Origin of the sequence: Nannocystis pusilla, from assembly GCF_026626665.1 — a bacterium.
In the GTDB taxonomy this organism is placed as follows: Bacteria; Myxococcota_A; Polyangia; order Nannocystales; family Nannocystaceae; genus Nannocystis; species Nannocystis pusilla.
The window spans coordinates 11,318,989-11,343,609 of record NZ_JAPNKE010000002.1; the positions used below are offsets into that span (position 1 = coordinate 11,318,989).

The 24,621-nt window shown below is 71.3% G+C and carries 19 protein-coding genes and 1 pseudogene; 11 read left to right on the forward strand and 9 right to left on the reverse strand.

The features are described from left to right. The first annotated feature begins 209 nt into the window (after window positions 1-209). Window positions 210-1,328: a Type 1 glutamine amidotransferase-like domain-containing protein gene (locus OV079_RS50080; protein WP_267777589.1), complete on the forward strand. Its 1,119-nt coding sequence runs from the start codon at window positions 210-212 to the stop codon at window positions 1,326-1,328. A 108-nt stretch (window positions 1,329-1,436) separates the two neighbouring features. Here OV079_RS50080 and OV079_RS50085 read toward each other — a convergent pair whose 3' ends face one another. Beyond that, window positions 1,437-3,656, reverse strand: coding sequence for a MopE-related protein (locus OV079_RS50085; RefSeq protein WP_267777592.1), 2,220 nt, complete (start codon window positions 3,654-3,656; stop codon window positions 1,437-1,439). Window positions 3,657-4,308: 652 nt separating this feature from the next. Between OV079_RS50085 and polA the strand changes: the two are divergent. The 3 genes and pseudogenes from polA to OV079_RS50100 all read left to right on the forward strand — a co-directional run bounded on the left by polA (window position 4,309) and on the right by OV079_RS50100 (window position 9,162). Continuing rightward, window positions 4,309-6,980 (forward strand): annotated as a pseudogene (gene polA / locus OV079_RS50090) (DNA polymerase I). Between the two features lie 64 nt (window positions 6,981-7,044). Continuing rightward, window positions 7,045-7,839 (forward strand): leucine-rich repeat domain-containing protein, encoded by a 795-nt coding sequence (locus OV079_RS50095; protein WP_267777594.1) that lies wholly within the window; start codon window positions 7,045-7,047, stop codon window positions 7,837-7,839. Window positions 7,840-8,055: 216 nt separating this feature from the next. Beyond that, window positions 8,056-9,162, forward strand: a complete 1,107-nt coding sequence (locus OV079_RS50100; RefSeq protein WP_267777596.1) for a metallophosphoesterase — start codon at window positions 8,056-8,058, stop codon at window positions 9,160-9,162. A gap of 188 nt (window positions 9,163-9,350) precedes the next feature. Here OV079_RS50100 and OV079_RS50105 read toward each other — a convergent pair whose 3' ends face one another. Then, a complete protein-coding gene (locus OV079_RS50105; protein ID WP_267777599.1) occupies window positions 9,351-12,098 on the reverse strand; it encodes a serine/threonine-protein kinase in 2,748 nt (915 codons plus the stop codon). 311 nt (window positions 12,099-12,409) lie between these two features. Between OV079_RS50105 and OV079_RS50110 the strand changes: the two genes are divergently transcribed. Continuing rightward, window positions 12,410-12,883: a hypothetical protein gene (locus OV079_RS50110; protein ID WP_267777602.1), complete on the forward strand. Its 474-nt coding sequence runs from the start codon at window positions 12,410-12,412 to the stop codon at window positions 12,881-12,883. A 62-nt stretch (window positions 12,884-12,945) separates the two neighbouring features. On the opposite strand, the gene OV079_RS50115 is transcribed toward OV079_RS50110, so the two are convergent. Next, a complete protein-coding gene (locus tag OV079_RS50115; RefSeq protein WP_267777605.1) occupies window positions 12,946-13,665 on the reverse strand; it encodes a DUF6882 domain-containing protein in 720 nt (239 codons plus the stop codon). A 101-nt stretch (window positions 13,666-13,766) separates the two neighbouring features. Between OV079_RS50115 and OV079_RS50120 the strand changes: the two genes are divergently transcribed. Further along, window positions 13,767-14,153 carry a hypothetical protein gene (locus OV079_RS50120; RefSeq protein ID WP_267777607.1) on the forward strand — a complete coding sequence of 129 codons (387 nt, stop codon included), beginning with the start codon at window positions 13,767-13,769 and terminating at the stop codon, window positions 14,151-14,153. A 208-nt stretch (window positions 14,154-14,361) separates the two neighbouring features. Here the strand turns inward: OV079_RS50120 and OV079_RS50125 are convergent, their stop codons facing one another. Both OV079_RS50125 and OV079_RS50130 read right to left on the reverse strand, forming a co-directional pair. After that, a complete protein-coding gene (locus tag OV079_RS50125) occupies window positions 14,362-14,910 on the reverse strand; it encodes an STM3941 family protein (protein ID WP_267777609.1) in 549 nt (182 codons plus the stop codon). A gap of 79 nt (window positions 14,911-14,989) precedes the next feature. Next, window positions 14,990-15,751: a hypothetical protein gene (locus OV079_RS50130; RefSeq protein ID WP_267777611.1), complete on the reverse strand. Its 762-nt coding sequence runs from the start codon at window positions 15,749-15,751 to the stop codon at window positions 14,990-14,992. Window positions 15,752-15,853: 102 nt separating this feature from the next. Between OV079_RS50130 and OV079_RS50135 the strand changes: the two genes are divergently transcribed. After that, entirely contained in the window at window positions 15,854-17,065 is a 1,212-nt protein-coding gene (locus OV079_RS50135) for a hypothetical protein (RefSeq protein WP_267777614.1), read from the forward strand. Here the strand turns inward: OV079_RS50135 and OV079_RS50140 are convergent. Further along, window positions 17,052-17,699, reverse strand: coding sequence for a hypothetical protein (locus tag OV079_RS50140; RefSeq protein WP_267777616.1), 648 nt, complete (start codon window positions 17,697-17,699; stop codon window positions 17,052-17,054). The genes OV079_RS50135 and OV079_RS50140 overlap by 14 nt on opposite strands. Window positions 17,700-18,761: 1,062 nt before the next feature. Between OV079_RS50140 and OV079_RS50145 the strand changes: the two genes are divergently transcribed. Beyond that, window positions 18,762-20,159 (forward strand): DUF1552 domain-containing protein, encoded by a 1,398-nt coding sequence (locus tag OV079_RS50145; protein WP_267777619.1) that lies wholly within the window; start codon window positions 18,762-18,764, stop codon window positions 20,157-20,159. A gap of 511 nt (window positions 20,160-20,670) precedes the next feature. Then, on the forward strand, window positions 20,671-21,654 hold the full coding sequence (locus OV079_RS50150) for a hypothetical protein (protein WP_267777621.1): 984 nt from the start codon (window positions 20,671-20,673) through the stop codon (window positions 21,652-21,654). Window positions 21,655-21,708: 54 nt separating this feature from the next. On the opposite strand, the gene OV079_RS50155 is transcribed toward OV079_RS50150, so the two are convergent. Together OV079_RS50155 and OV079_RS50160 are read right to left on the reverse strand one after the other, a co-directional pair. Continuing rightward, window positions 21,709-21,876, reverse strand: a complete 168-nt coding sequence (locus tag OV079_RS50155) for a hypothetical protein (protein ID WP_267777623.1) — start codon at window positions 21,874-21,876, stop codon at window positions 21,709-21,711. Continuing rightward, entirely contained in the window at window positions 21,870-22,244 is a 375-nt protein-coding gene (locus tag OV079_RS50160; RefSeq protein WP_267777625.1) for a hypothetical protein, read from the reverse strand. Before OV079_RS50160 ends, OV079_RS50155 begins: the two co-directional genes overlap by 7 nt. 256 nt (window positions 22,245-22,500) lie before the next feature. Between OV079_RS50160 and OV079_RS50165 the strand changes: the two genes are divergently transcribed. After that, window positions 22,501-22,803: a hypothetical protein gene (locus OV079_RS50165; protein WP_267777627.1), complete on the forward strand. Its 303-nt coding sequence runs from the start codon at window positions 22,501-22,503 to the stop codon at window positions 22,801-22,803. Between the two features lie 197 nt (window positions 22,804-23,000). Continuing rightward, on the forward strand, window positions 23,001-23,162 hold the full coding sequence (locus tag OV079_RS50170) for a hypothetical protein (RefSeq protein ID WP_267777630.1): 162 nt from the start codon (window positions 23,001-23,003) through the stop codon (window positions 23,160-23,162). A gap of 20 nt (window positions 23,163-23,182) precedes the next feature. Here OV079_RS50170 and OV079_RS50175 read toward each other — a convergent pair whose 3' ends face one another. Then, window positions 23,183-24,568 carry a Ca2+-dependent phosphoinositide-specific phospholipase C gene (locus tag OV079_RS50175; protein WP_267777632.1) on the reverse strand — a complete coding sequence of 462 codons (1,386 nt, stop codon included), beginning with the start codon at window positions 24,566-24,568 and terminating at the stop codon, window positions 23,183-23,185. Window positions 24,569-24,621 lie beyond the last annotated feature (53 nt).

Here is a 24,621-nt window from a genome sequence, read left to right on the forward strand (position 1 = left end):
GCGAGCGGCCGCTCTCTCTCGCCAGCGAGTGGTGTGTCGAGACGCGAGCCGTGCGGTGGCCGGAGCTCCGGGCGCGTCAGGACCCTCGCGGCGCGCGTGCCGTCCCCAAACACGGGTCCGGGGCGCGCCCAGGCGGCGGGGTGGGAGGGGCTGCCCGGCGTCGCTCGCGCGACCCTGCGCCGCGCGGCTTGCGTTACCATCGCGGCCGCATGCGAGGCGCAGTTCTCTTCAACGGCAACGCCGAGACCGTCGACGCGCTGGTGCAGACGGCGGCGCCGCTCCTGCTGTCGTCCCGGCACGAAGATCCCGAGGTCGCGCGGTCGCGGCGGGTCGTGCTCGTCACCGCCGCCTGGGGCGAAGGGGAGCACGACGAGGGGCACGTCAAGCGGTCGCTCAACGGCATCGGCCTGCCCTCGCACTACGAGGACGGCTACGACACCAACCTGGTCAACCTCTCGCTGCTCCACGAGGTCCGCGCGCTCGCGCGTACCGCCCCGCGGCTGCTCGCGGCGTGGCACGAGGAGCGCCGGATCGCCGAGATGGCGCGGGCCTTCTACCTCGAGCACAACGCCCACCTGATCCAGCTGTTCCGCCGCACTCTGGCGGTCGCCAAGCGCGAGGATCCGACGATCACGGTCGCGCGCCTCGCCGGCGATCAGGGCCACTACGGCCACGGCGGCAAGCTGCTGCGCTACACGCTGTCGCGCGAGCTGCGGCACGCGCTCGACACGCTCGAGGCGAACGACGACCACCTGGTGAGCCTGCTCGACCAGATCGAGCAGCGCACCTTCGACGCGGTGGGCCTGCACTACGACCCGGCCTGGCGCGCCGCGCAGCAGCGGCTGGAGCGGCGGATCCTCTCGGCCAACAGCATCATCCTGTTCGGCGGCCACCTCGACCTGCTGCTCGACGCGCTGCGGTTCTTCCGCCTGCGCGACGCCCTGGCGGAGGCGCTGCGCCGCGGCACCCAGCTGGTGGCGATGTCGGCCGGGGCGATGGTGCTGTGCGAGCGGGTCATCATCTACGACGACTTCGCCACCAAGCGGCGCGACTTCCAGCTCTACGACCGCGGCCTCGCGCTGGTCCGCGACATCCAGCTGTTCCCCCACTGCACCGAGCGGATCCAGACCGACGACCCGGACAACCTGTCCTACCTCGCGCGCCGCTTCCGCCACCACGCCTGCGTCGGCCTCAACCAGCGCTCGTTCCTGCTGTTCGAGCTCGGGCCGCACCGGGCCGCCAGCGTCGGCGCGGACGACTGCGTGATCGTGTTCGACCCCAGCGGCCGCAAGCTCAGCTACCACCGCGGCGAGGTCATCCGCATGTGACGCGGCGGCGCCGTGTCCCCGGGGACATGCCTCGGAGAGCATGTCCTGAAGGACATTCTCTGAAGAGCATGTCCTCGCGGTCATGAGCCCCGGCGGCTCGACTCCGGCTCAGCGCGGCGCGACGCGGGCCCGCGCGCGGCGCCGGCGGGCCAGCCCGGCCAGGACCAGCAGCCACGGGCCGGGCCGTTCGCCTGGCCGGTCGTCGCAGGTGCAGCTGATCGGGCCGACCCCGCCCTGGTCGACGAGGTCGCCCGGCTGCGGGTCGCCCGGCGGCGAGTCGCCGAGCAGGTCCGGGTCGAAGCACTGACCGGGGAACACGCCCCCGGACGAGCACTCGAGGCCGAGCGGGCACAAGTTGCCGGCGCCGCGGCAGCCGTCGACGCAGAAGCCGACCACGCAGATCCGGCCGGAGAACGGGCCGCCGCACTCGAGGTCGATCCCGCACTTGGAGCAGTCGCCGTCGACCTCGCCGTCGCAGTCGTTGTCGAGGCCGTCGCACAGCTCGGGGGCGGGCGCGCCGGGGACGGCGTCGCAGACGACGTCGCCGAAGTCGTCGCACACCAGCGAGCCCTCGGCGACGCACTCGCCGACGCCGACCTCGCAGGGGTCGCCGACGGCGAAGTCCTCGTCGATGTCCCCGTCGCAGTCGTTGTCGAGGCCGTCGCACAGCTCGGGGCCCTCGGCCTCGCACTCGCAGGTGCTCGTCAGCGGATCGCACACCTCGGGCGACTCGCAGTCGGCGTCCTCCAGGCACTCGACGCACACGTTCGGCACCGGCCCGAGGTCGCACAGCGGCACGTCGGCGGGGCAGTCGGAGTCGTCGTCGCACTCCTCGACCAGGAACTCGATCGGCGGCTGCTCGAGCTCCGGCGCCGGAAATTCGGCCACCGGCGCGCCGAGCTCGCCCGCGGCCACCACCGAGCATTGGTGGGCGATGATGCCCTCGGCGTCGTCGTCGATCACGACCTGGAAGCGGACCACCGTCGACTCGCCGATCGCCAGCGACCCGCCCACCTCCTCGTCGGCGCCGACGCCGAGGCGGACCACCAGCTCGTCGTCCAGGACCTCGCCCTCGTCGTCGAACGCGACATCCGACAGGAACCCCGGCTCCTCGCCCTCGACGATCTCGAGCGTGCCCGGCACGAAGGTCACGCCGTCGGGCAGCTCGTCGGTGAGGACGACCTCGACGGCCGCGTCGTTGCCGACGTTGGTGACCTCGATCGTGTACTCGATGATGTCGCCCGGCACGCACGCGCCGCCGTTCAGGTCCTCCCACGTCTCGACGATGCTGAGGTCGGGCGCGGCGGTGGTGACCGAGACGACCGCGGTGGCCAGCAGGAGCGAGTCGGCGGCGGTCGTCACGGTCAGCGGCAGGAAGGTCTGCAGGGGATCGAGCCGGCTGGAGATGTCGACGACGTCGAGGTCGAGGCCCGAGGTGCTGGCGGGCAGGCCCGACAGCCGCGGCAGGTCGCCGGCGACCGACACCGGGAAGCCGAAGGCCGAGCGCGTGCCGTTGAAGAAGTCGTCGAACGGGTTGAGCGCGTCGCCGAGCGGCCAATCGGAGAGCAGCACCTGGTCGCCGAGGACGTCGTGGTCGCCGGCGAGGCCCACGAGGCCGAGCGTGCCGGCGACGCCCGTCGTCGGCACGACGAAGCCCGTCATCGCCGCCTCGCACGGCTGCAGCGGCCCCACCGCGTCGAGGCCCTCGTACACGCCGATGCTGCGCAGCGGGTCGAACGGCCGCTCGTACACCACCACCATCCACCAGGCGGCGAACACCTCCTCGTCGACCAGGTTGAAGAACGGCCGCACCTTCACGCCCGAGACGCGGTAGAGCCCCGGGCCCTGGTCGATCACCAGCTCGCCGACGTCGACCGAGCACACGTAGCTGCCGTCGGCGCCGACGTAGCAGGTGTCGGCCGCCAGCTCGAGGTCGAGGAAGCCGGGCCGCTCGAGCCGGACGGTGGAGTCGGCGCCGGCGATCGCCAGCTGGGCGCCCCAATACAGGAACGCGTGCGTGATCTCGGCGCCCGGCGGCAAGAGCAGCACCGCCGAGCTGCGGGCCTTGTCGAGCTCGATCGCCACGCTCGCCGCCGCCGCCCCGGCGAACGGCGAGTCGGCCCGCCACAGCACGTCGGCCGCCCCGTCGACGGTGGCGGCCCCGCAGTCGCCCACCGCCCCGACCAGCGGCGCCGGGGTCACCGGCGAACAATCGTGGGCGAGCGTGTTGCCCAGCAGCACGAAGTCGCCGCGCTGGACGATCTGCGCCCGCAGCAGCGGCGCCGCGCCGGCCGGGCCGCCGATCAGCAGGCAGGCACCCAGCGCCACGATGATCGTCGTTCCCCACCGGCCCGGCCGCATCCGTCCTCCGTGGCGATGAAATGTGGTCGGCGGGCGCGAGATTTCATGCGACCCGTCGCACATCTCGCCGGCCGCGCGGTGTTCGTGCACCTGGCCTTCAAGCCATGTCACCGGTGACTTCGGGCGCACATTGAACATTCGCGGCGCCCGAGGTGCGCGGCGCAGATTAGCCCGCGAATCGTCGGTGCGGCCCCGCGCCGGCGCGACGCACGTCCGCGGGATCGTTCGCGGTCCGGGCGACGGGCGGTGATTGGCGGCAGGCGGCGAATCATCGCACCGGGCGTCGGCGCGCGAGATCCGGCTCACCGCGCGGACGATCGTCCTCGCATTCGTTCGGGTCGCGTCCGAGGACGGCGACAGGCGCGTACCCGGGTGCGCTCGAGGATCGAGGGCGCGAGGTCGGAGCGGCGCGGCGCGGCGGTGTCGACCTCGCGGCCGCGTGAGCTCGCGAGCTGAGCGCGGCGCGGCGCGTCGCGCGGGCGCCGATCGCGGGACGAACCATGTGTCGTGCGCGTGACGGCGAGGCCCTGCGGGCTCGCTGGCGGCCGTTCGCTGCAGCGCTGCGGCCGAGCCCGGCGGGGGCTCGCGCGCGAACGCGCCCCGGCGTATGATGCCGCGCATGGCGAAGGCAGAGCGGTTCGTGCTGGTCGACGGCTCCTGGCTCATCTACCGGGCGTTCTTTGCGATCCCGGCCAACCTCCAAACCAAGACGGGCCTGCCGACCAACGCGATCTTCGGCTTCGCGACCATGTTCCGCAAGCTGTTCTCGGGCCGCATGCCGGAGCGCGGGGCGGTCGTGTTCGACACCTCGGCGCCGACCCACCGCGAGCTCAAGTACCCGCAGTACAAGGCCCAGCGGCCGTCGATGCCGGGCGAGCTCGCGCAGCAGCTGCCGGTCATCGATCGCCTGGTGACGACGAATCGCTTCCCGCTGCTGCGGCAGCCCGGCTACGAGGCCGACGACATCATCGCCACTCTGGCGCGGCGCGGCGTCGAGGCCGGGCTCGAGGTCGTGATCGTCGCCGGCGACAAGGACCTGGCGCAGATGGTCGGCGACGGCATCCGCATGCAGGACACGATGCGCGACGTCACCTACGACGCCGAGCTGGTGCGCAAGAAGTGGGGCGTCTCGCCGGCGCAGATCCCCGACCTCCTGGCGCTGATGGGCGACACCGTCGACAACATCCCCGGCGTGCCCGGCATCGGCCAGAAGGGCGCCGCCGGGCTGCTCGAGAAGTACGGCTCGCTCGACGGCGTGTACGCGCACATCGAGGAGCTCAAGGGCAAGCAGAAGGCCGCGCTCGAGGAGCACCGCGAGGCCGTCAAGCTGTGGCGCCACCTGGCCACCGTCGACGACCGCGCCGCGCTCGAGGTCGACCTCGAGGCCCTGCGCCTCGTGCCGCCCGACCCCAAGGAGCTCGACGCGCTCTACCGCGAGCTCGAGTTCTTCTCGCTGCTGACCGGCGGCGGCGGCGACGCCAAGGTCGGTGACGCGCCCGACATCGAGGTCGAGGTGCCGGCGACCCTCGAGGCCGCGCGCGCGGCGATCGGCGGGCTGCCGGCCGGGCAGGCGGTCGCGGTGGTGCCGCTGTACGAGCCGCCGACGCGGGTCCACCACGCGCACCTGGTCGGCGTGGCGATCGCGACCGCGGGCAAAAAACCGCTCTATTTGGCCTTCCGCGGCCCTTCCGGGGCGCTCGGCGATCCGGCGATCGAGCTGCTCGGCGGCCTGCTCGGCGATCCGGGCCGCCCGAAGTACGTGCACGACCTCAAGCAGCTGACGATCCTCGCCTGGCGCCACGGCCTCACCCTCCGCGGCGAGCTGCTCGACACCATGGTCGCGTCGTTCCTCGTCGACCCGGTCAAGTGCATCCCGCACGGCCTCGACCAGGTCGCCCGCGAGTACGTGCAGCGATCGATCCCCGCGGTCACCACCTTGCTCAAGAGCGGCAAGTCGGCGCGGCTCCCGAGCGCGGTCGAGGTCGCCGCGGCCGCGACCTACGCGGCCCAGCTCGCCGACGTCGTCCTCGCGCTCGGGCCGGTGCTGCACGAGCGCCTGGCCGAGGCGGGCCAGACGGCCCACTACGAGGCGGTCGAGCGCCCGCTCGCGTACGTGCTCGCGCGCATGGAGCTGGCCGGCATCCGCGTCGACCGCGACGACCTCACGCGCATGGGCGAGGAGTTCCACGAGCGCAAGGCCGAGATCGAGGCCCGGATCTACGCGCTCGCCGGGCACGAGTTCAACATCGGCTCGACCAAGCAATTGGCCGACGTGCTGTTCGAGGAGCTCAAGCTGCCGGTCATCAAGAAGAACAAGACCGGCTATTCGACCGACGCCGAGGTGCTCGAGCGGCTCGCGCCCAAGCACGAGATCGCCCGCGAGATCCTGGCCCAGCGCGAGCTGGCCAATTGATCAATACGTACACCGACGTGCTGCGCGACGCGATCGCGCCCGAGACCGGCCGGATCCACGCGACCTTCCAGCAGACCGTCGGCGTGTCGGGCCGGCTCATCTCCACCGACCCCGACCTGCAGCGCACGCCGGTGCGCACGCCCGAGGGTCAGCGCATTCGCCGGGCCTTCGTCGCGCCCGAGGGGCGGCGCATCATCTCCGCCGATTGGAGCCAGATCGAGCTGCGCGTGCTGGCCCACTTCAGCAAGGACCCGCGCCTCGTCGAGGCGTTCCGCGACAAGCTCGACCTCCACCGCAGCACCGCCGCGCTGCTGTTCCGCGTCGCGCCCGAGGCCGTCACCAAGGAGCAGCGCAACGTCGGCAAGACCGTCAACTTCGCCACGATCTACGGCCAGGGCGCCACGGCGCTCGGGCAGATCCTGGGCATCGCCCGCAAGGAGGCCCAGAGCTACATCGAGCAGTATTTCGAATATTACGCCGGCGTCCGCGCCTGGCTCGATCGCACGATCGCCGAGGCCCACGCCAGCGGCTACGTCACCACCCTGCTCGGCCGGTGCCGCTACATCCCCGAGCTGACCAGCCGCAACGACACCGACCGCGCGGCCGGCGAGCGGATCGCCGCCAACACGCCGATCCAGGGCTCGGCGGCCGACCTGTGCAAGCTGGCGATGCTGCAGATCGACCGCGAGCTGCCGGCCGCGGCCCCGCACGCGCGGATGCTGTTACAGATCCACGACGAGCTGGTGTTCGAGGTGCCCGAGGCCGAGGCCGCGGCCACGGTGGAGGTGGCGCGGCGGGCGATGGAGCAGCCGTACCCGCTCGACGTCCCGCTCGAGGTCGGCATCGGCGTCGGCCACAGCTGGGGCGAGGCGCACTGATTCACGGGAGCGCGACACGCCCGGGGCGTCGTCGCGCTCGCCGGCTGCGTGTACCATCACCGCGATGCACGTCGTCGACCTGTCCCACGGATCGCTCGAGGTCGCGGCGCTGCGCGACGTCCCGGCGCTCGAGCTGCGGGCCGGCGACGTCGAGCCCGACGAGCTGGCGACCGCGCTGGCGGTGCTGCGCGACGTCCGGGGCCTCAAGGCGCTGCGCCTGCGCTCGCGCGTGCGCGGATTGCCGCCGGCGCTGACCGAGCTGCGCGGCCTGCAGCGGCTCGAGCTGGTCGACGACGAGCTCCCGGGCCTGCCCGCGGCGATCGCCGAGCTCACGCGGCTGCGCAGCCTCCGGCTCGAGCTGTTCCACCTCGCCTCGCTGCCGCGCAGCTTCGCCGCGCTGACCCGCCTGCGCGAGCTGTACATCGATTCGCACCACCTGGCGCGCCTGCCGGACAACCTGGTCGCGCTGCAGGAGCTGCGCTCGCTGACGCTGCTGCTGCGCCACGTGTACCTGCACGACTGGGAGCGCCCGGCCCACTTCGACCCGCGCTTCGAGCAATCGCCGGAGGCGCTGTTCCGGCTGCTGTCCGCGCTGCCGCAGCTGTCGTCGCTGACGCTCGGCGAGCCGGGCAGCTGCGGCTGGCCCGAGAAGATTTTTAATAAAATACCCGCCGAGTTCGGTGGCCTGCACGCGCTCACGGAGCTGACCTTGACGTCGGTCGCGCACCGCATGCCGCTGCCGCACGAGGTGGTGATGCCGGGGCTGCGGCGGATCCGCGCGTTCCTGTCCTACTTCGACGCGAACACGGACGAGCTGCGGGCGATGTTCCCCAACGCGGTGATCGGCGACGATGCGTGAGCCTGGCGGCGAGCTGTCCTGAAGGCCATGTGTTCAATGTGCGGCGGCGAGCGCCGCCGGTGGCGAGGCGCTCGTGCCGCCGGGCCGGTCGCTTCGGACATGTCTGCAAAGACAGGCCCGGCGGCGCGCCCGCTCGCCACGGGCTCGTGACAATCGCCGGCGAGAAGTTTCCGGCGCTCCGCCCGGGCGACGTCCGCGACTGCCAGCATTCGCGGCATGAGGCGCTTCGGGGACACATGGTTCGCGGGCATCGGCCTGCTCGCATCGGCCTGTCATGATTCGGCCTGGGAGGTCGACGAGGAGTCGGCGCAGCTCGAGGCGATCGACGACCGGGCCTCTTCCAGTCGCCGCGGTGGGTCCTCGGCGCTCGTCGGCGACGAGCCGCCGGCGAGCGCCGCGCGGTCGCTGCAGTCGTCGCCGTTCACCCCCGGCTCGACGGTGTTCGCCGTGCTGCCCGACACCCAGTATTACGCGCTCGGCTACCCGGGCCTGCTCGACATGCAGGCCTGGTGGATCTCCCAGAAGGCCGAGGAGCTGGGCATCGCCCACGTCTTTCATCTCGGCGACATCGTCCACAACAACACCGACCTCGAGTGGGAGCGGGCCAGCGCCGCGATGAGCCTGCTCGACGGCGTCGTCCCGTACGCCCTCGTGCCCGGGAACCACGACTACGGCCCCTCGGGCGCGGCCACCAGCCGCGACTCCGGCCTCAACGCGTGGTTCTCGTTCGCCGACGCCGCGGCGGCGCCGAGCTTCGGCGGCGCCTTCGAGGCGGGCAAGCTCGACAACACGTATCGCCTGTTCGAAGCCGGCGGTCACGCCTGGATCGCGCTGCTGCTCGAATGGGGCCCGCGCGACGAGGTCGTCGCCTGGGCCGACGCGGTGATGACCGCGCACCCCGATCGCCTCGGGATCCTCGTGACCCACGCGTACCTCGACAACAACGACCTCCGTCAGGACCACACCGACGAGCTGCACCCGCAGAAGCACAACCCGCACGACTACGCGACCCCCGGGTCGGTCAACGACGGCGAGGAGCTGTGGCAGAAGCTGGTCCGCCGCCACCGCTTCGCCATGACCCTGAGCGGGCACATCCTCGGCGACGGCACCGGCTACCTCGCCAGCGTCGACGACCACGGCCGCGTCGTCCACCAGATGCTCGCCAACTACCAGATGCGCGCGGTCGGGGGCGAGGGCTACCTGCGGCTGCTCGAGCTCATGCCCGACGGCCGCACCGTCCACGTCCGGACCTACTCGCCGCTGCTCGACCGCTACCTCGTCGACGCCGATCAACAGTTCACGATCGAGCTCGACGTCGAATGATCGGTCGCGTCCTCCTCGGGCTCATGACCGGGCGTGGCCGCGGTCGGGCGCGGAATGACAGGGCGCTTCAAGACGTGGCCCCGAGACATGGGGCCATGACACCGACCTCGGAGCGGAGGGGTGCGATCATGGCGAGACGCTAAAGGACATGTTCATAGGGACATAAGCTTATCGACATGTCCTGAAGTTCATGTATCCGGGTGCGTCGCCAGCCACAGGGCCGCGCGCGCCAGGTTCGGCTGGTGCCCCAGCTCGCGCCAGTGCGCCTCCGCCTCGGTCGCCAGGCTGCGGGCGCGGGCGCGGTCCTGCTGTGATTCCCACAGCGCCCGGGCCAGCGCGAGCTGGACGTTCGCCCGCTCTTCCACCGGCGCCAGGGGCAGCGCCCGCTCGAGCAGCGGCAGCGCCTGGGTCGGTCGGCCGAGCGCCAGCTCGAGCTCCGCGAGGCCCAGCAGCGTCGCGGCGAGGTTGGGGTGCAGCGGGCCGAGAGCCTGCTCCTGCAGCGCCAGCGCGCGCTCGTGGTGGAGGCGCGCCGCCTCGAAGCGGCCGAGGTCTCGCAGCGCGCGCCCGAGGCCGTTGAGGGCCAGCGCGAGGTGGGGCGACTCGGGCCCGAGGGTCTGCTCGCGCAGCGCCAGCGCCCGCTCGTGGGCCTCGCGCGCCTCGTCGGGCCGGCCCAGAGCCGCCAGAGCGCTGCCCAGGCCGGTGAGGATGCCGTGGGCGACCGGATCGCCGGGGCCGACGGCCCGCTCGCGCAGCGCCAGCGCCCGCTCGTAGGCGTCCTTCGCCTCCTCGTAGCGGCCGAGGCCCGCCAGCGCGGCGCCGAGGTAGTTGAGCGAGAAGGCGTTGGTCGGGTGCTCGGGGCCCAGGACCTTCTCGCGCAGCGCGAGCGCCCGCTCGTGGGTCCGGCGCGCCTCCTCGTAGCGGCCGAGCCCCTGCAGCGCGCGGCCCAGGTTGCCGAGCGACAGGGTGGTGTAGGGGTGCTCCGGGCCGAGGGCCCGCTCGCGCAGCGCGAGGGCCCGCGCGTGCCGCTGGCGGGCCTCCTCGAAGCGATCGAGGTTGACGAAGGTGAGGCCCAGGGTGTTGTCGGCGTCGGAGCGCACGACCGGGTCGTCCGCCAGCTCCACCGCGGCCTCGAGCGCCAGCGACAGGGCCAGCGCCTCCTCGCCGCGGGCCTGGCGGGCCCCGATCACGAACAGCAGCTGACTCCACGCGCGCGCGCCGAGCCGCGTGTCCTTGCCCTGCGCCGCCGCCACGATCGCCTGGCGGGCCAGGGCCTTGGCGCCCTCGTAGTCGCCGGTCGGCTCGCGCAGCTTGGCCATCACGAACAGCACCCGCGCGTGCAGCGGCGCGTAGCCGACCGGCTCCACCTCGCGCAGCAGCGCCTCGCCGAGCGCCAGGCCCTCCGGGTACTCGCCGGCCTCGTAGAGCGCCTCGAGGCGGTCCGCCTGCGCCTCCAGGGCCTCCACGCGGGCGCGCACGGCCGCGTCCTCGGGCGGCGGCACGGCGGCGGTGAGCGCCTCGGCGTCGGCGCAGTAGTCGAGCGCGGGCAGGGCCTGCACCGCCTGCACCGCCTGATCGACCCGCCGGCGATCGGGCCCGCCGGCCAGCAGCTCGGTCAGGGCGCGCAGGCGACTGCGCCGGCGCTCGAGGCACGATTCGCGCAGCGCCGCGAGGCTGCCCGGCCGGGCCGAATCGCGGCCGGCGACCTCGCACACCTCGGTCCGCATGCGCACCCACGCGTCGGCGTAGCCGTCGAGCAGCGCCGCGGCGCGCTGCGCGGTGTCGGCGGCGTACGGCACGTCGGCGGCCGCCAGGGCCTGCGTCACGCGGGCCCTCGTGTCCGTGTCCCACACCCCCGCGAGCTGCCGCTCCATGCCGTCGCAGCCGCGCTCGCGCGCGCCGAGCCAGCCCCACGCGACCAGCCCGCCGAGGATCGTCAGCACCAGCACCGCCGCGGCGGCCAGCGCCTGGCCGCGGCGCCGCGCCTGCGGGTCGTCGGCGAGCTCGGCCAGCACGACCTCCATCGAGGCGGGCCGGCGCGAACGGTCGGCGCTCAGGCCTCGCAAGACGGTGCGAGCGACCCAGGCCGGCACGTCCGACGCGGCCGGCGGCGGCCTCACGGCGCCGGCCGCGTGGGCCTGGAGCAGCTGCGACAGGGTCTTGCCGGCGAACGGGTATTGCCCGTACAGCGCCTCGTACAGGGCCACGCAGAACGAGAACACGTCGGTGAGGACATCGGCCGTGCGGCCCCCGAGCAGCTGCTCCGACGCCATGTAGCGGGGCGTGCCGACCAGCATGCCCGAGACGGTCAGCTCGGCGGCGAGGACGGCCCCGTCCGGCCCCGGCGGTCCGCCGACGGCGCTCGTCGGCGGCGCCTCGGAGGGTCGGTCGTGGCGCGCCAATCCGAAGTCGGTCACGCGGGCCCGGCCGTCCTTGCCGACCAGCACGTTGTCGGGCTTGAAGTCGCGATGAATCAGGCCGGCGGCGTGGGCCGCCGCGAGCCCGCGCCCGGCCGCGAGGAAGGTCTCCAGCACCTGCCGCCACGACCGCGGCTCCTCGGCGCACCACTGCCGCAGCGTCTGCCCCTCGACGTACTCCATGGCGATGAACAGCGCGCCGTCGGCGAGGGCGCCGGCGTCGTACACCGCGACCACGTTCGGGTGATTCAGCCGCGCCATCGCCTGCGCCTCGCGCACCAGGCGGGCCTGCTCCTCGCGCCCGCTCGAGCCGTCGGCGCGGTGCCGCAGCAGCTTGAGGGCGACGCGGCGGTCGAGCCGCGCGTCGTAGGCGGCCAGGACGAGGCCCATGCCGCCCTCGCCGAGGGAGCCGAGCACGGTGTAGCGCTCGGCCAGCAGTTGCCCGGGAGCGAGGGCCGCAGGCGTGAGGATCCCGCTCGCCGAGGGCAGGGTCGGGCCGCCGGCGTCGAGGGTCTTCCGCATGGTGTCGGCGAGCTCCCCGAACTGGAGGATGGAGCCGCCTGCGGCGAGGGATCGCTCATCTGCGCGTCGACACGCGAGTCTAGCCGACGGATCCGCCAGCGCGCGAGGCACCGCGAGGGGCCGTCGACGCACGCGCGATCTCGCCCCGTGTCTCCAGAGAGTCCGCGTCCGCGGTCCCGTGATTCGCGGAGCGGGTCGCTCGGGAATGCGAACATTGCTCATTCGTGGCAGCGCCCGCAGCCATTGCGCGCTCGCCGAGGACGATCCGCGCCGCATCTATCGGCGCGTGGGGTTCTGATAACCTGTGAGGCATGCGCAAGCTGAGCTTCTGGACCCTCGACGAGGGCCAGCAGATTCGGGCCATCAACGAGGCCGCCGACGAGCTCGACCGCCTGCAGTCGCACAACAGCTTCATGCAGCAGCAAGTCGACGCGCTGCGCCGCCAGGTCGACTCGCAGCGGTCCGAGATCGGTCAGTTGAAGGCCGCCATGCAGGCCGTCTGCGATCTGCTGGTCGACCTCGACCTGGTCGAGGAGGAGGCGCTCGGCTACCGCATCGACGCCGCGATCGCCGAGGCCGCCGCCGAGGCCGCGAGCGCCGCGTCACCGGCCGCCGCGTCGCCGTCGCCCTTCGGCCCGCCGGCGCCCGCGCCCTCGCTGGTCGCGAACGAGGCGATCTGCTCCCGCTGCCGCCGCGAAGTGCCGGCGCGGGACATCACTTTCACCGACCGCGGGCCCGTGTGCGAATCATGCCTCCCGGCGCAGGCGTTCGAATCCGGTGAGTAGCGAAGACGGGTCGATCGTCCGCGCGGCCGCGTCCTCGACCGCGGCCTCGCGCGAGGGCGCGATCAATCGAACCACGCGCGCTGGAAGACCATGGGGGCGTCGTCACCGCGTCGCCCGATCACCTCGGTCTCGGTGAACTCGACGGCGAACCCCGCCGCCTCCATCGCCGCGCGCAAGGTCAGCAGGTCGTCCGCTTGCGCGTACGCGGCGAACATGTCGGAGATGGCCTGCCTCGCGGTGTTGCGATCGAGGCCGCGGGCGTCGTCCTTCAAGGTCGCCGAGGTCACGAGCACGAACAGCGCGACGCCGTCCGGGTGCTGACAGCGGAAGTAGGGATGGGCCTCGTGAACCACCGAGGCGATCGCCGCCAGCGTGTGACCGGCGCAGCGAAGATGGTCCACGGCGAGCGTCCCCGTGGTCAGCTTGGCGAGCCCGCGCGCCTCCCCGAACGCCTTCACCCGGCGCGCACCCGTCGTGAGGCACGAGTCGAGCTCCCCGGTGTCCGCCCACGCCCACATCCACTGCTTTGCGGGGGTTTCGAGCCCGAGGATCTGCGTCTCGAAGGTGGTGCCGTCCGAGAACGCGAGCACGCCGGTCTCCTTGTGGAACGTGTAGGCAGTGGCTCGCAGACCGCCGAGGAAGCGCGCCTGCCGGCGGTGAATGCGAAGCAGCTCCTCGCAAAACAGTCTTTCGATCGCCAGCATGTCATCCGTCTCCCGGGGAGGGTGTCGAGTCGCGTCAGCATACCCGTCTCCTGCGCGACGAGCCGCGACACCTGCCACGGCCGCGGATCGGGGGCCACCCTGGGGGTCGGCTCCGCGTACGCGGACGAACCACGCTTTTTCGCGAGAGCCCGTGCGACCTGGTCCAGAAGGCGACGTCCTTGTCCCACGAGATGACCTCGACCCCCGCTCGCCGCTCCTTCACCTCGACCACCTTCGCCGCCGGGTTCCTCGCGCTCGTCGCGCTGCTCGTCGCCGGCGCCGGCATCAGCGACTATCTGAAGTTCCAGGGCACGCTGGCCGAGACGCGCGAACGGCTCCAGGCCGCGGAAGCCACCCTCGCCCAGGTGAGGTTCGACCCGCAAGGCGACGTCCTGCCGGAGGACCGCGCGCAGTACATGAGCGCGATGTCGACGATGGAGAGCGGCGCAGGCACGCTCCGCCTCTTGCGCGCGAGCGAGGCGAACACCTACCCGTACATCGGCGGCGGGGCGCTCGCGTTCCTGGTGTTCACGATCGTGGCCGTGCGCAGCACCCGGCGGAAATAGCCGCGTGCGGCCGCACGACATGACTTTTAAGACATTCCCGTCAGGGCATGTCGAAGAGGACATGTCGAAGGGGACATGAGCGCCGGGGCGAGCTCCGGCGGCCCCGGGCGCGCGGCGGTCGTCGGTGAACGTCGAGGCGATCCGATTCCGTGGTCCTGGGCTCGCGCAGCGCTCGCGAATGGGGAGCACCGCGCATTCATGGCAGCGGTCAGTCGGCCGCGGGCGCGGCCCTGGTGGCCGGCGCGTCATACTTCGCGGCGTACGCGTGGACGAGCGCGGCCAGGCCGGCGAAGTCGACCTTCAGGCCGTGGGCGGTGACGCACAGGCCGTCGGCGCCGAGCTTGCGATTGGGGCCGCGCGTCCAGCGGGCGGTCCGCGTCAGGGTCAAGCGCGACTCGACCTCCGGCGCGACCGCGACGACCAGGATGCTCTGGCCCTGGAGGGTCCAGGTGGAGAGCCGCTCGATCGCCGACCAGGGGATGAATTCGCGGGCGACCCGGACATCGCGGAGGCCGGCGGGAGAGATCGTGATCACGGCCTCCAGCGTGAACCACTGCCGCACGATCATGAGGGTGCACAGGCCGAAGAACAGGGTGCCGACGATCCCGATGGCGTATGCCACGGGGTCGTCGCCGAGCTCCGGGAAGACGGGGAGGACGAACACCAGCGAGAGCGAGGTCATCAACACGCCGCCGACGAGCACGCCGAACATCTTCAGCGGCGAGTGGAGGAGCTCGAGCGTGCGCGAGGTGTCCACGGGCTGGTTCGACGACGCGGCCGGCATCACCCGCACAGGATGTCACCGGGGCCCGCTCGCGTCGAGCCGGTGGGCGCGATCACGGCATCGAGCAGGCGTAGAACGCGGTGAACGCGTCCTCGCAGCCGGCTACCAGGGGGCGCTGGGCGTCGTCGCAGGTGAAGGTCGGCTGCTCGCCGGCGCACGCGCGCAGGTCGGAGAACTCGGCCTTGCAGGCGCCGGCCTTGCTGTCCTCGCAGCCGGCCACGCAGGCCGCCTTGTCGGGCGGGCCGCCGGCGCACATCGGCACGATCACGAAGTCGCAGATCGCGTCGCACTCGAGGCACGGCTCGGGGAACACCTCGATGCGGGTCCACATGCCTTCGCTGCAGGTCCACTTGTTGCAGAACTGGCACTGGTCGGAGCAGTCGGTCGAGCACGAGGCGCCCTCGGTGGTGCACGGGTCGCCCTCGAGCGGCGGGTCGCTCGGGTCGCACGAACCCTCGCCGCACTCGGGGCCGGGGACGTTGTCGAAATGCACCCACGCACCGCCCTCGCAGGTCGCGGCGGTGAAGGCCACGCACAGGTCGTCCTGCGCGGGGCAGACCTCGCCCTCGGTCTCGCACGCGCTGCCTGCGGGCGGCAAGGCGCCGTCGCACGGGACGATGGCATCGCCCGTGGTTCCGGTGGTCGGCGCCGAGGTGCCCGTATCGCCGGTGGTGGTCGTCGCGGTGCCGGTGCTCGCGTCGGTGGTGGTGGTCGTCGTCGTCGTCGCGGTGGCAGAGTCGGTGTCGCCCTTGGAATCGGGGCAGGCAGCGAGCGTGAGGAGGGCCGTGGACAGCAGGGCGAAGGTGAAGCGCATGAGCGGAAGATGCCCCAGCCGCAGATCCAGCACCAGACTGAGCGCGAGCCCGGGTCGTGAGGCGAGCGCGCGCCCCGGTGCGCTAAGATGGCGCCAGACCGCATGCCGACCGCTGCCGACCCCGACCTTGCCATCGACGCCGAGCTGGCGTTCACGCGGCTCGAGGATGTCTCGCTCGACGACCGCAACTCCCGGCGCGCGCGGACGCTCGACCCGGATACGCGCGCCGACCCGCAGGCGTACGATCGGCGGATCTGTCGCGCCCACGACGGCTCGGTCCCGGGCGGCCTGCAGCCCGACCTGCGCGAGCACGGCTTCGCCCGCATCGATCTGTCGGCGCGGCGCGAGCTGCAGGCCGTGTTCGAGCGGGTGCGCGTGGCCGGGCGACTCGGCCCGGCCGACGTGGCGGAGATCCGCCGCAACCTGCTCGGCCGCACGTTCACGCTGCCGGGCGGCGAACGGCTGTGGCTGCTGTTCATCGCCCGCGAGGGCTTCTTCATGCGCCGCGCCGGGCCTAACGGGATGGCGCTGACGCGCGAGCCCAACCCGGAGATGAACGAGCACGACGCGGCGGTGGCCGTGCACGCCGATCAGGACGTCGAGGGCACGCCGCTGCGCCAGCTGATGCGCGGGGCGGCCCCGTGGCTGTTCCGCCACGAGTCGCCGGGTCGGCGCAATCGCCTGTCGCGCCTGGCGCTGCTGAACGTGTGGATCCCGCTGCAGCAGGTGACGCGCCCGCTGGTGCTGATGGACCGCCGCTCGCTCGATCGGCAGCGCCACCAGCTGCGCTACGGGCTCATCACCGACGCGATCCTGCCGCGCGGCGAGGACATGCGGGTCAACGACATCTGGACGTTCTTGCACGACGACGAGCAGCGCTGGCACTTCACGTCCGAGATGGATGCGCGCCAGGCCTACGTGTTCGAGACGCTCGGCACGCCGCACGGGTCGTTCATCCTGCCGGGCGAGGAGCGCGCCGAGGCCCGCTACCGCCAGCTCCACGCGCTGATCGCCGCGGCCCGAGGCGGCGACGCCGAGGCGGTGACGCGCGCCCTGGCGCTCGCGGACGACCCGCGCTGGCGCGCCCCCGCGACCGCCTCGCTGGCGCGCGCGATCGCGGCGATGGAACAGCTGCTCGCCGAGGCCCGCGCGGATCCTTCGGCGCTGCTCGGCGGCGATCCGTCGGGCTGGTGCGCGCGCGACGGAGGCCGCCGAGCGGGTCATCCGCAAGTCGCTCGAGATGCGGGCGGTGGCGCTGCTGCTGCCGCGGCTGTGGCCGCGCTCGCGCCGCGGCTGGACGTCACCCGGCGCTGATCGGCAGGGTCAGCACCGGGGTGGCCGTCCGGACGTCGTTCGACAGCAATTCGACCGTCTGGCTGAGGAACGAGAACGTCGATTTCGAATCGAGGTCGGTGTCGTCGATGTACCACCAGTGACCGCGGTACGACACCGCGACGAACGCGTCGGAGGGGCGGCGACTCGCGTGATGGACCCGCAAGATCTTGCCGGTGACGCGGGTCCAGTCGAAGTCGGCGCCGTCGGCCTCCTGGGTGCGCGTGACCTTGCCGCGGCGGAGGTCGAGCTCCGGCGGGTCGACGCCCTGCGAGGCGTAGTACATCGCGGCGAGCAGCGAGCGGGTCACGATCGGCACCAGCGCCGGATCGTTCGAGCGCAGGGTCGCGCCGAACAGAATCGTCGTGGTCGGCTTCGGCAGGCCGAGCACGCCGGCCAGCTCGGTGACCATCGGGTCCTGGGCCCGCGAGGGGTCGATGTGAATGACGAGGACCGGGACGTCGCCGCGGCGGGTCTCGCCGAATTCGAGGTGACCGTCGCGCCACAGGTGGCGCAAGATCTCGCAGGCGCGGAAGAAATCCTCGTACTTGGGCGCGTTGTCCGGCGTCGGCCCCGACGCCCGCGGCGCGTTCGGCAGCGAGCCGATGCGCTGCACGAACACTTTAAAATGCGGTCGATCGCCCAGCCCGAGTGGTAGAGCAGCAGCAGGACCCGCGGCTCGATCGGCGTCATGAACAGCTGGCCGAAGCGGCTGCCGTGCAGCGGGGCGTAGGTGATCGTCGGCCGCTCGGTGTAGAGCACGCTGCCGCTCGGCGTCACGGTGTTGATGCCGCCGGCGTTGCCCGTGACCCCGGTGCCGAGCTCGAGCGACAGGCTGGTGGCGATGCTGGTCACCTCGAGGAACAGCGGCGGGTCGCGGTAGCGCAGGCGGACGAGGTTCAGCAGCAATTGCTCGGCGTCGGTGCGCTGGACGGTCTGGTTGTATTGCCCGCGGCCGTACTTCATGGACTGGGGCCCCACCGTCTGGCAGGCGGTCAGGGCGAGCGAGAGCGCGAGGATCCGGCGGGCGAGGGGCACGGCGCGCGAGGGTAACGCGACGGTCGCCCGCTGGGTACGCGGAAAGGCGACTGCTGCGATGGACCGGGCTGGGCTGTATATTGAGAGCGACGGCCGGGCTGAGCCGTGCAGCGGCGAGAATCGGCCTCGCGAGAGACATTTTTCACGGATGAGCTCGGCCGAGGGGCGGACCTTTACGCGGACGTCATGTGATTCCCGGGTCGCCGCGTGCGCTCACGTCGGGGCCGCGATCGCCTCGGCTACGAGCGTCCCCCGCCCGGGCCGTGAGGTGGCGCGGAGAGCTCGCGGGCGGCGCGTGCGACTCCTATCATATGTCTTTGAGGACATGGGACGGCGCCGCGAGCGGGATGAGCGCTGATTCGCCGCGTCGCCTCGCGAGCAGTCTGCACCGCGCTGCGAGGGGCCGCGGGGCCAACGGCGTCGACGACGCGCGACCGTGGCCAGGTGCGCGGGCATCCGTCGGGGCGCGGGCGTGACGTCGAGTCGCGCGAGGCACGAACACAGATTCGTGGCAGTGGCCGACGAATGTGACACACTGCGGTCGTTCGCGGCGCGCGCTCCGGGGCGCGACATCGGGGCCTCGCTGGTGGTGGGATTCGACCCCGACGCGCGGACGGGAGCGAGCAGGATGCGGCGACGGATGTTCTTGCGAGGCGCGGGCGGGGTCGCCGTCGGATTGCCGTTGCTCGAATCGCTGGTCGGGCGCCGCGGGACCGCGCGAGCGGCCGGGCCCGGCAGCAAGCGCCTCGTCGTGTTCTTCACCTGCAACGGCGTCAACCTGGAGTCATTCTTTCCGCAGACGCCCGGCCCGCTGACCATGGAATCGCTGATGGGGTCGGCGCTGGAGCCGCTGGCGGGATATCGTGACCGGCTGCTGGTCCCGCGAGGTCTGCACATGGTGCCGAAGGGGTGGGGGCACGATCCCGGCACCGCGGGCAACGACCACGCCATGGGCATGGGCCACAAGCTGACTGCGCAGCCGCTCGACCCGGACACGCTGTACGCGACCGGCATCTCCGTCGATCAATTCGCGGCGGCGCAGCTCAATCACGACGGCCGGCCGTCGCTGACGCTCTCGGTCGGGTGGCGCCACCCCGACCACCTCGGTCACATCTCGTACGCAGGCAGCGGGATGCCGGTGTCGCCCGAGGGCAACCCGTGGCTGACGTATCAGGACCTCATGGGCCTGGGCGAGCTGTCCGACGTGGAGAAGCTGCGGATCGCCACGCGCAGGCAGAGCGTGCTCGACCTGGTCGAGGACGAGTTCAAGGCGCTCAAGGCCAGAGGCCTCGGCCACGAGGACGCGATGAAGCTCGAGATGCACGCGGACTCGATCCGCGACCTCGAGGTCGAGATGGCCGGCAACGGCCTCGTCGCGTGCGCCCTCGACCCCGCGCGGGCGGCCGAGCTCGAGGCGGTCGACCCCGAATCGGTGGAGCTCGACGCGCAGTTCAAGGCGATCGGTCGCATGCAGCTCGACGTGCTGGCGATGGCGATCGCGTGCGGGGCGACGCACGTGGCGACGATCCAGTGGGCCTCGGGCTCGGGCGGGCCGATCTACCAGTGGGACGGGATGGACCACGAATACAACCACCACAAGCTGTCGCACGGCAACACCAAGGACGACGACAGCGGCGAGGAGGTGGTCGGCTACCGCGAGATGCTGTCGCAGATCGATCACTGGCACGCGGGGCAATTCAAGCACCTGCTCGACCGCCTGTCGGCCTACGAGGAGGGCGACGGCACGGTGCTCGACCGCTCGGCGGTGGTGTGGATGCACGAGCTGTCCGACGGCAAGGTCCACTCGTACATCGACCTGCCGACGGTGATCGCCGGCAGCGCCGGCGGCTACCTCAAGCAGGGGCAATTCATCGACCTCGTGGCCGGCCAGGACCCGTGGGACCTGCGATACCCGCACAACCGCCTGCTGGTCACCCTCCTCAACGCGGTCGGCTGCTGCGGCGAGGACGGGTCGCCGATCACGGCGTTCGGGCGCAAGGGGCTCGAGGAGGGCGAGTACGGCGAGCTGCTGGCGTGACGCTAGCGCGGTCGGCCTGGAGGCGACGCGCCGCGAACGGCTACAAGCCTTTCCGTCGCTGGCCGGAAAGCTGGCGGCGCTGACGGTCCTCGCAAACCTCGCGGTTCCGGGGCTGCGCTTGATGTGCCCCGAAGGACATGGCCATTCGACCATGTCGGCCACGGGACGAGCCCACCCGAAGTGGCCGGACGGAGCGGGGCTCAGGAGCCGCGTCCTCGCGCGGACATCGGCATCTGCCGGGCGATCCCGGAGGCGGTCGCGCAGCACCTCTTGCAGCCGCGACGCGAGCAGCCTTGACCCAGACCAGCGCATGCGTTACGGACATCGTCCGGTGGCCGGGAACCGACCGTTAGTGTTCGTGAGCGCGATGAGCGCGTCGTGGTTCCTCTCGTGGCTTTCCTGGATCGCTGAAAGATCGCGGGCGAACGCTGCGCAAGCAGCGGCACGAGCAGGAGATCTTCATTTTCGCCATGATGCCTGACGAAGTGCAGTGCCCGAGGACTCGTAATTCGTGATTCATATCGTTCATGAGCGCGGCTACTGCACCGAATACGTCGCAGATCTCGCCGAGCGTTTGCCTGACCGATTCGCTCTCGTGCGGACGCCGACCTCGGATGCCACCTACGAAGCCCCGACGCTCGATCCGGCGGTCCACCGGCAGCTCCTGTTCACCCGCTTCAATGTGCATCGTACCGACGACTCCCGCGGTGTGATGTGGCTGGCGCACAGTCCAGGGTTCGGCATCTACGTATTTCTCGACGAGTTCAGGGTCCTTGCGAGCCGCGGCTGTCAGCGTCTTGCGCTGTATGCGCCGGTGCTGGAGCTCATCCGCAGGGCGCGACTCCATGACGAGGAGTCCAGGCAGAGTCGCGACCTGCTGCTCGCATCGGTCGAGCGTGGAGTCGTCGTTCCTGTGACGGTCGATCGCATGCTGAACAGAATCTACAACGCGCCGGATTCAGCGAGTCGCGCCGCAGGAACCGCTGTCGTAGCGATGAACTGGCGTGTCGGCATCCACCGGGAGTCCGTGGAGCGCGTGAGCCGGGTCCTGGATTGGCTGCGACGGCAGGGCTTGAGCGTCACGGTCCTCGTCCATCCCGTGATGCTCGTGGATCTGCCCGAGTTCAGACGCGATTTTTTCGAGATGCTGCGGCTCCAGGGTCAGCGCTGGGTCACGCTCCGCAGGCACGAGCTCGTGGGCCTGTTCGACTCGGCGGAGTATGTGGTCACGGATGGATCCGGCTCCTGCTACGAGGCCATCGCGCGCGGCTGCAAGGCGCTGCTCGTCGACGGTCTGCCCTATCAACAGGGGACTGGCGCGCTGGCTCCGGCACTCGAAGAGGGATACTTGCCGCCCACGCGGGTCGAGGAGCTGGCGCGTCATCCGGGGGCCGATGCAGACTTCGCTTGGATGCGGCAGTGGTTCGCTCGCTCGCTGGTGCGCGAGGACGTGCTGGATACTCTGGCGGGCGAAGCGGAAGCGGCGTTCAGGTAGGGGCGCGCCCTGGCACGCGGGGCAATTCGCCTACCTGCTGGACCGCCTGGCGGCCTACGAGGAGGGCGACGGCACGGTGCTCGACCGCTCGACGGTGGTGTGGATGCACGAGCTGTCCGACGGCAAGGTCCACTCGTACATCGACCTGCCGACGGCAAGGGGCTCGAGGAGGGCGAGTACGCCGAGCTTCTGGCGTGAGACCGAGCCCGCGCGAGTCAACAAGACGGCCAGTACGGGACGCCCGTTTGGTCGACGTCGCAATCGACGGAGACGTCGCCGCCGCATGGCTTCGATTGGCCCGGCTCGCAGGCGAGCTCGTCCTCGCGCAAGCAAGTCCCCCATGACGGGGTGGGCAGGTCGTAGATCTGGTTGTCGGGGAAATGACGGACGTTGCAGAACTGCCGGCCCGGGGCGCCGGCGAGGTCGCAGGCGCGCTCTTCTCCCGGTAGGCACTCGCCGCACGGGCTCCACAGGTAATCCGTGATGACGTCGTCGTCACGAGAGACGCACACGCTCACGCCGCCTTCGTCACACATCATCTTCGTGCCGGTTTGGCACTCGCAATAATAGCGGCCGTGGAACTCCGACATGCACAGGCTCGTCGACACTTCCGTCGAGGAGGAGGTGGACGCGGAGTCGGTGGAGCCGTCGGGAGACCTGGCACAGGCCGCGCCGCATCCCACGGCGAGCAGGAGCACGACAGAACGCAAGCAAAGCATGAGACCCATCGATAGCACGAAGCGACCCGGAGGGGCACGGCCCGCGCCGGGCCCGGGCGCCGGTGCGCGGTCAGAACGCTGGTCGGCAGGGCCCGGAGCGACCGGAACTCGTGATAGCGTGGGCGCGATGTCCGAGACAGTGGAGTCGTCCGAGCGTCCCGCCTCCCAGTCGGTGCGCGACGTGATCTCCGTGGTGGCTCTGGTCGCGCAGCTCCTGGCGCTGCCGCGGGCGCTCGCGCTGCCCAGGCGGGCCGAAGCTCTGGGTTATCTGGCCGCAGTGTTGGTGATGACGGTCGTGCTGCCGCTGGCGGCGGGGTGGATCCGCCTCAAGTGGCGCCCGGACGATCATACCGGCGCTCGGCGGGTGGTGGTCGTGACGGCGCTGATCATGCTCGGAGTCCGCGTGGTGACGTTCTTCTCCGCGCTCTAATCGGAGACGAGCGTGAAGCGGGCTCGGCTCGGCGCCGGGGTCGAGCGAGCGAGGGCGGCGCGGTCCGATCGGTCTGACCACCCCTCGGTGTGTCGTTCGCCGCGCCGGCGCGATCTTGCTCGCTGCGCCCGTCCTGCGGCGTGGTATAGAGCGGGACAGGAACACGCATGAAGCCGAGCCGGCGAAGGTCCTGGTACTTGGTCGCGGGCATCCTGGCCGCCGCGCTGTGGTTCGTCTGCTCGGCTGCGACGGTGCTCCCTGGATCGGCGGCCGAATCGTACCAGTGGGCCCTGGAGAACGTCCTCGCGCTGCTGGCCGGTGCGGGCTTCGGCGCGGCCGCGGTCGCGCGCCCCGGCTGACGCGACCGCGGCCGCGCGGGTCACCACCAGTTCAGGTGGAAGCGCTGGGCGCCGGTGCCGTTGCAGTCGTAGTGCCACAGCTGGACGCCGTCGGCGGTGCTGCTGCTCGGCACGTCCATGCAGCGGTCCTTCATGCCGCGGAACGAGCCGTTCCACTCGAGGCGCCACTTCTCGCTGTCGCCGCCGTCGCACTTCCAGATGTGGTGGCGGTCGCCGAGGTTGCCGTTGCCGCCCTCGATGTCGTAGCAATAGGCGGTGTTGCCGGCCGAGCGCAGCTGGCCCTCGCCGGTGTAGATCCACGCCTGGTTGGGGTCGCCGTTGCACGACCACTGGATGATGTCGGTGCCGTTGGAGTAGGCGCCGTTCCACACGTCGACGCACTTGTTGCTGTTGTCGTTGACCATCTGGAACTGGACCGGCACCGAGCCGCGCAGGCCGACCAGCGGGATCTTGTCGTCGAAGGTGTCGGCGTTGCCGCGGCTGATCATCGAGGCGCCCCAGCCGATCGCCAGGTACATGCGCCAGTACTCGTCGTACTCGTAGTCGTGGCTCCACAGGTTCATCAACTGGCGGTTGGCGTCGGCGCGAGCGGCGATGCTGTCCCAGCCGTCCGGCGAGCCGACGTTGCCGCAGATCACCCACTTGTTGGTGTCGTATTCGTCGAAGTCGTTGGCGTTGCCCCACCAGTCGAAGTCGGCCGGGCTGTCGGCGTTGGGACAGACGAAGAAGTTGGCGTTGTAGTTGTAGCGGCGGACGTAGTTCTCCTGATAGTCGTTCTTGTCGCCGGTCGGTCCGCCCATGATGAGGACGATGATCTTACCCTGCAGCGCGCTCAGCGACGGCCAGCCGTGGAAGTAGACGCCCTGGCGCGGGCCGTCGTAGCCGGTGAAGGCGCGCAGCTCGTTGGGGCGGTACAGCTTGCTGCCGAACACCTCGGCCACCTGCGCGTGCAGTTCGTCGTACTGCGCGTCGCCCCAGGCGTACGGGCTGATCGCCTTGAGATCGATCTGCACCGTGATCGGCAGGTGGCCGGGGTTGTAGTCGCTCCAGTTGCGGATATCGTGCAGACAGTCGCGCAGGTAGCCGCCCTGACCCCAGCGACAGTTGTTGCCGGTGTCGCTGTCCAAGAAGTCGTGCTTGACCGGGAACTGCTTGACCCCTCCCACCTGCTTGTATTCGTGAATGTCGAGCTCGAGCGCATAGAAGCCGTCCCACAGGGCATAATCGAGGTTGGGGTGCTCGGCGGTCTTTTGATAGGTGTTGTGCGGGCGGGCGAAGTACACGTCGCTGTACGAGTCGCTCCACCAGAAGTCGAGGGCGTCGGGCGCGTCCGCGTGGGCGGTGACAGGAACGGCAGCGAGGGTGAGGCCGGCGAGCAAGGAGAGGGCGCAGATCTTGGAGTGCATAAGGACCTTGAGGAGGCGAAGGGTGGGGTGATTCGGACGGAGCTCCGCCGGTC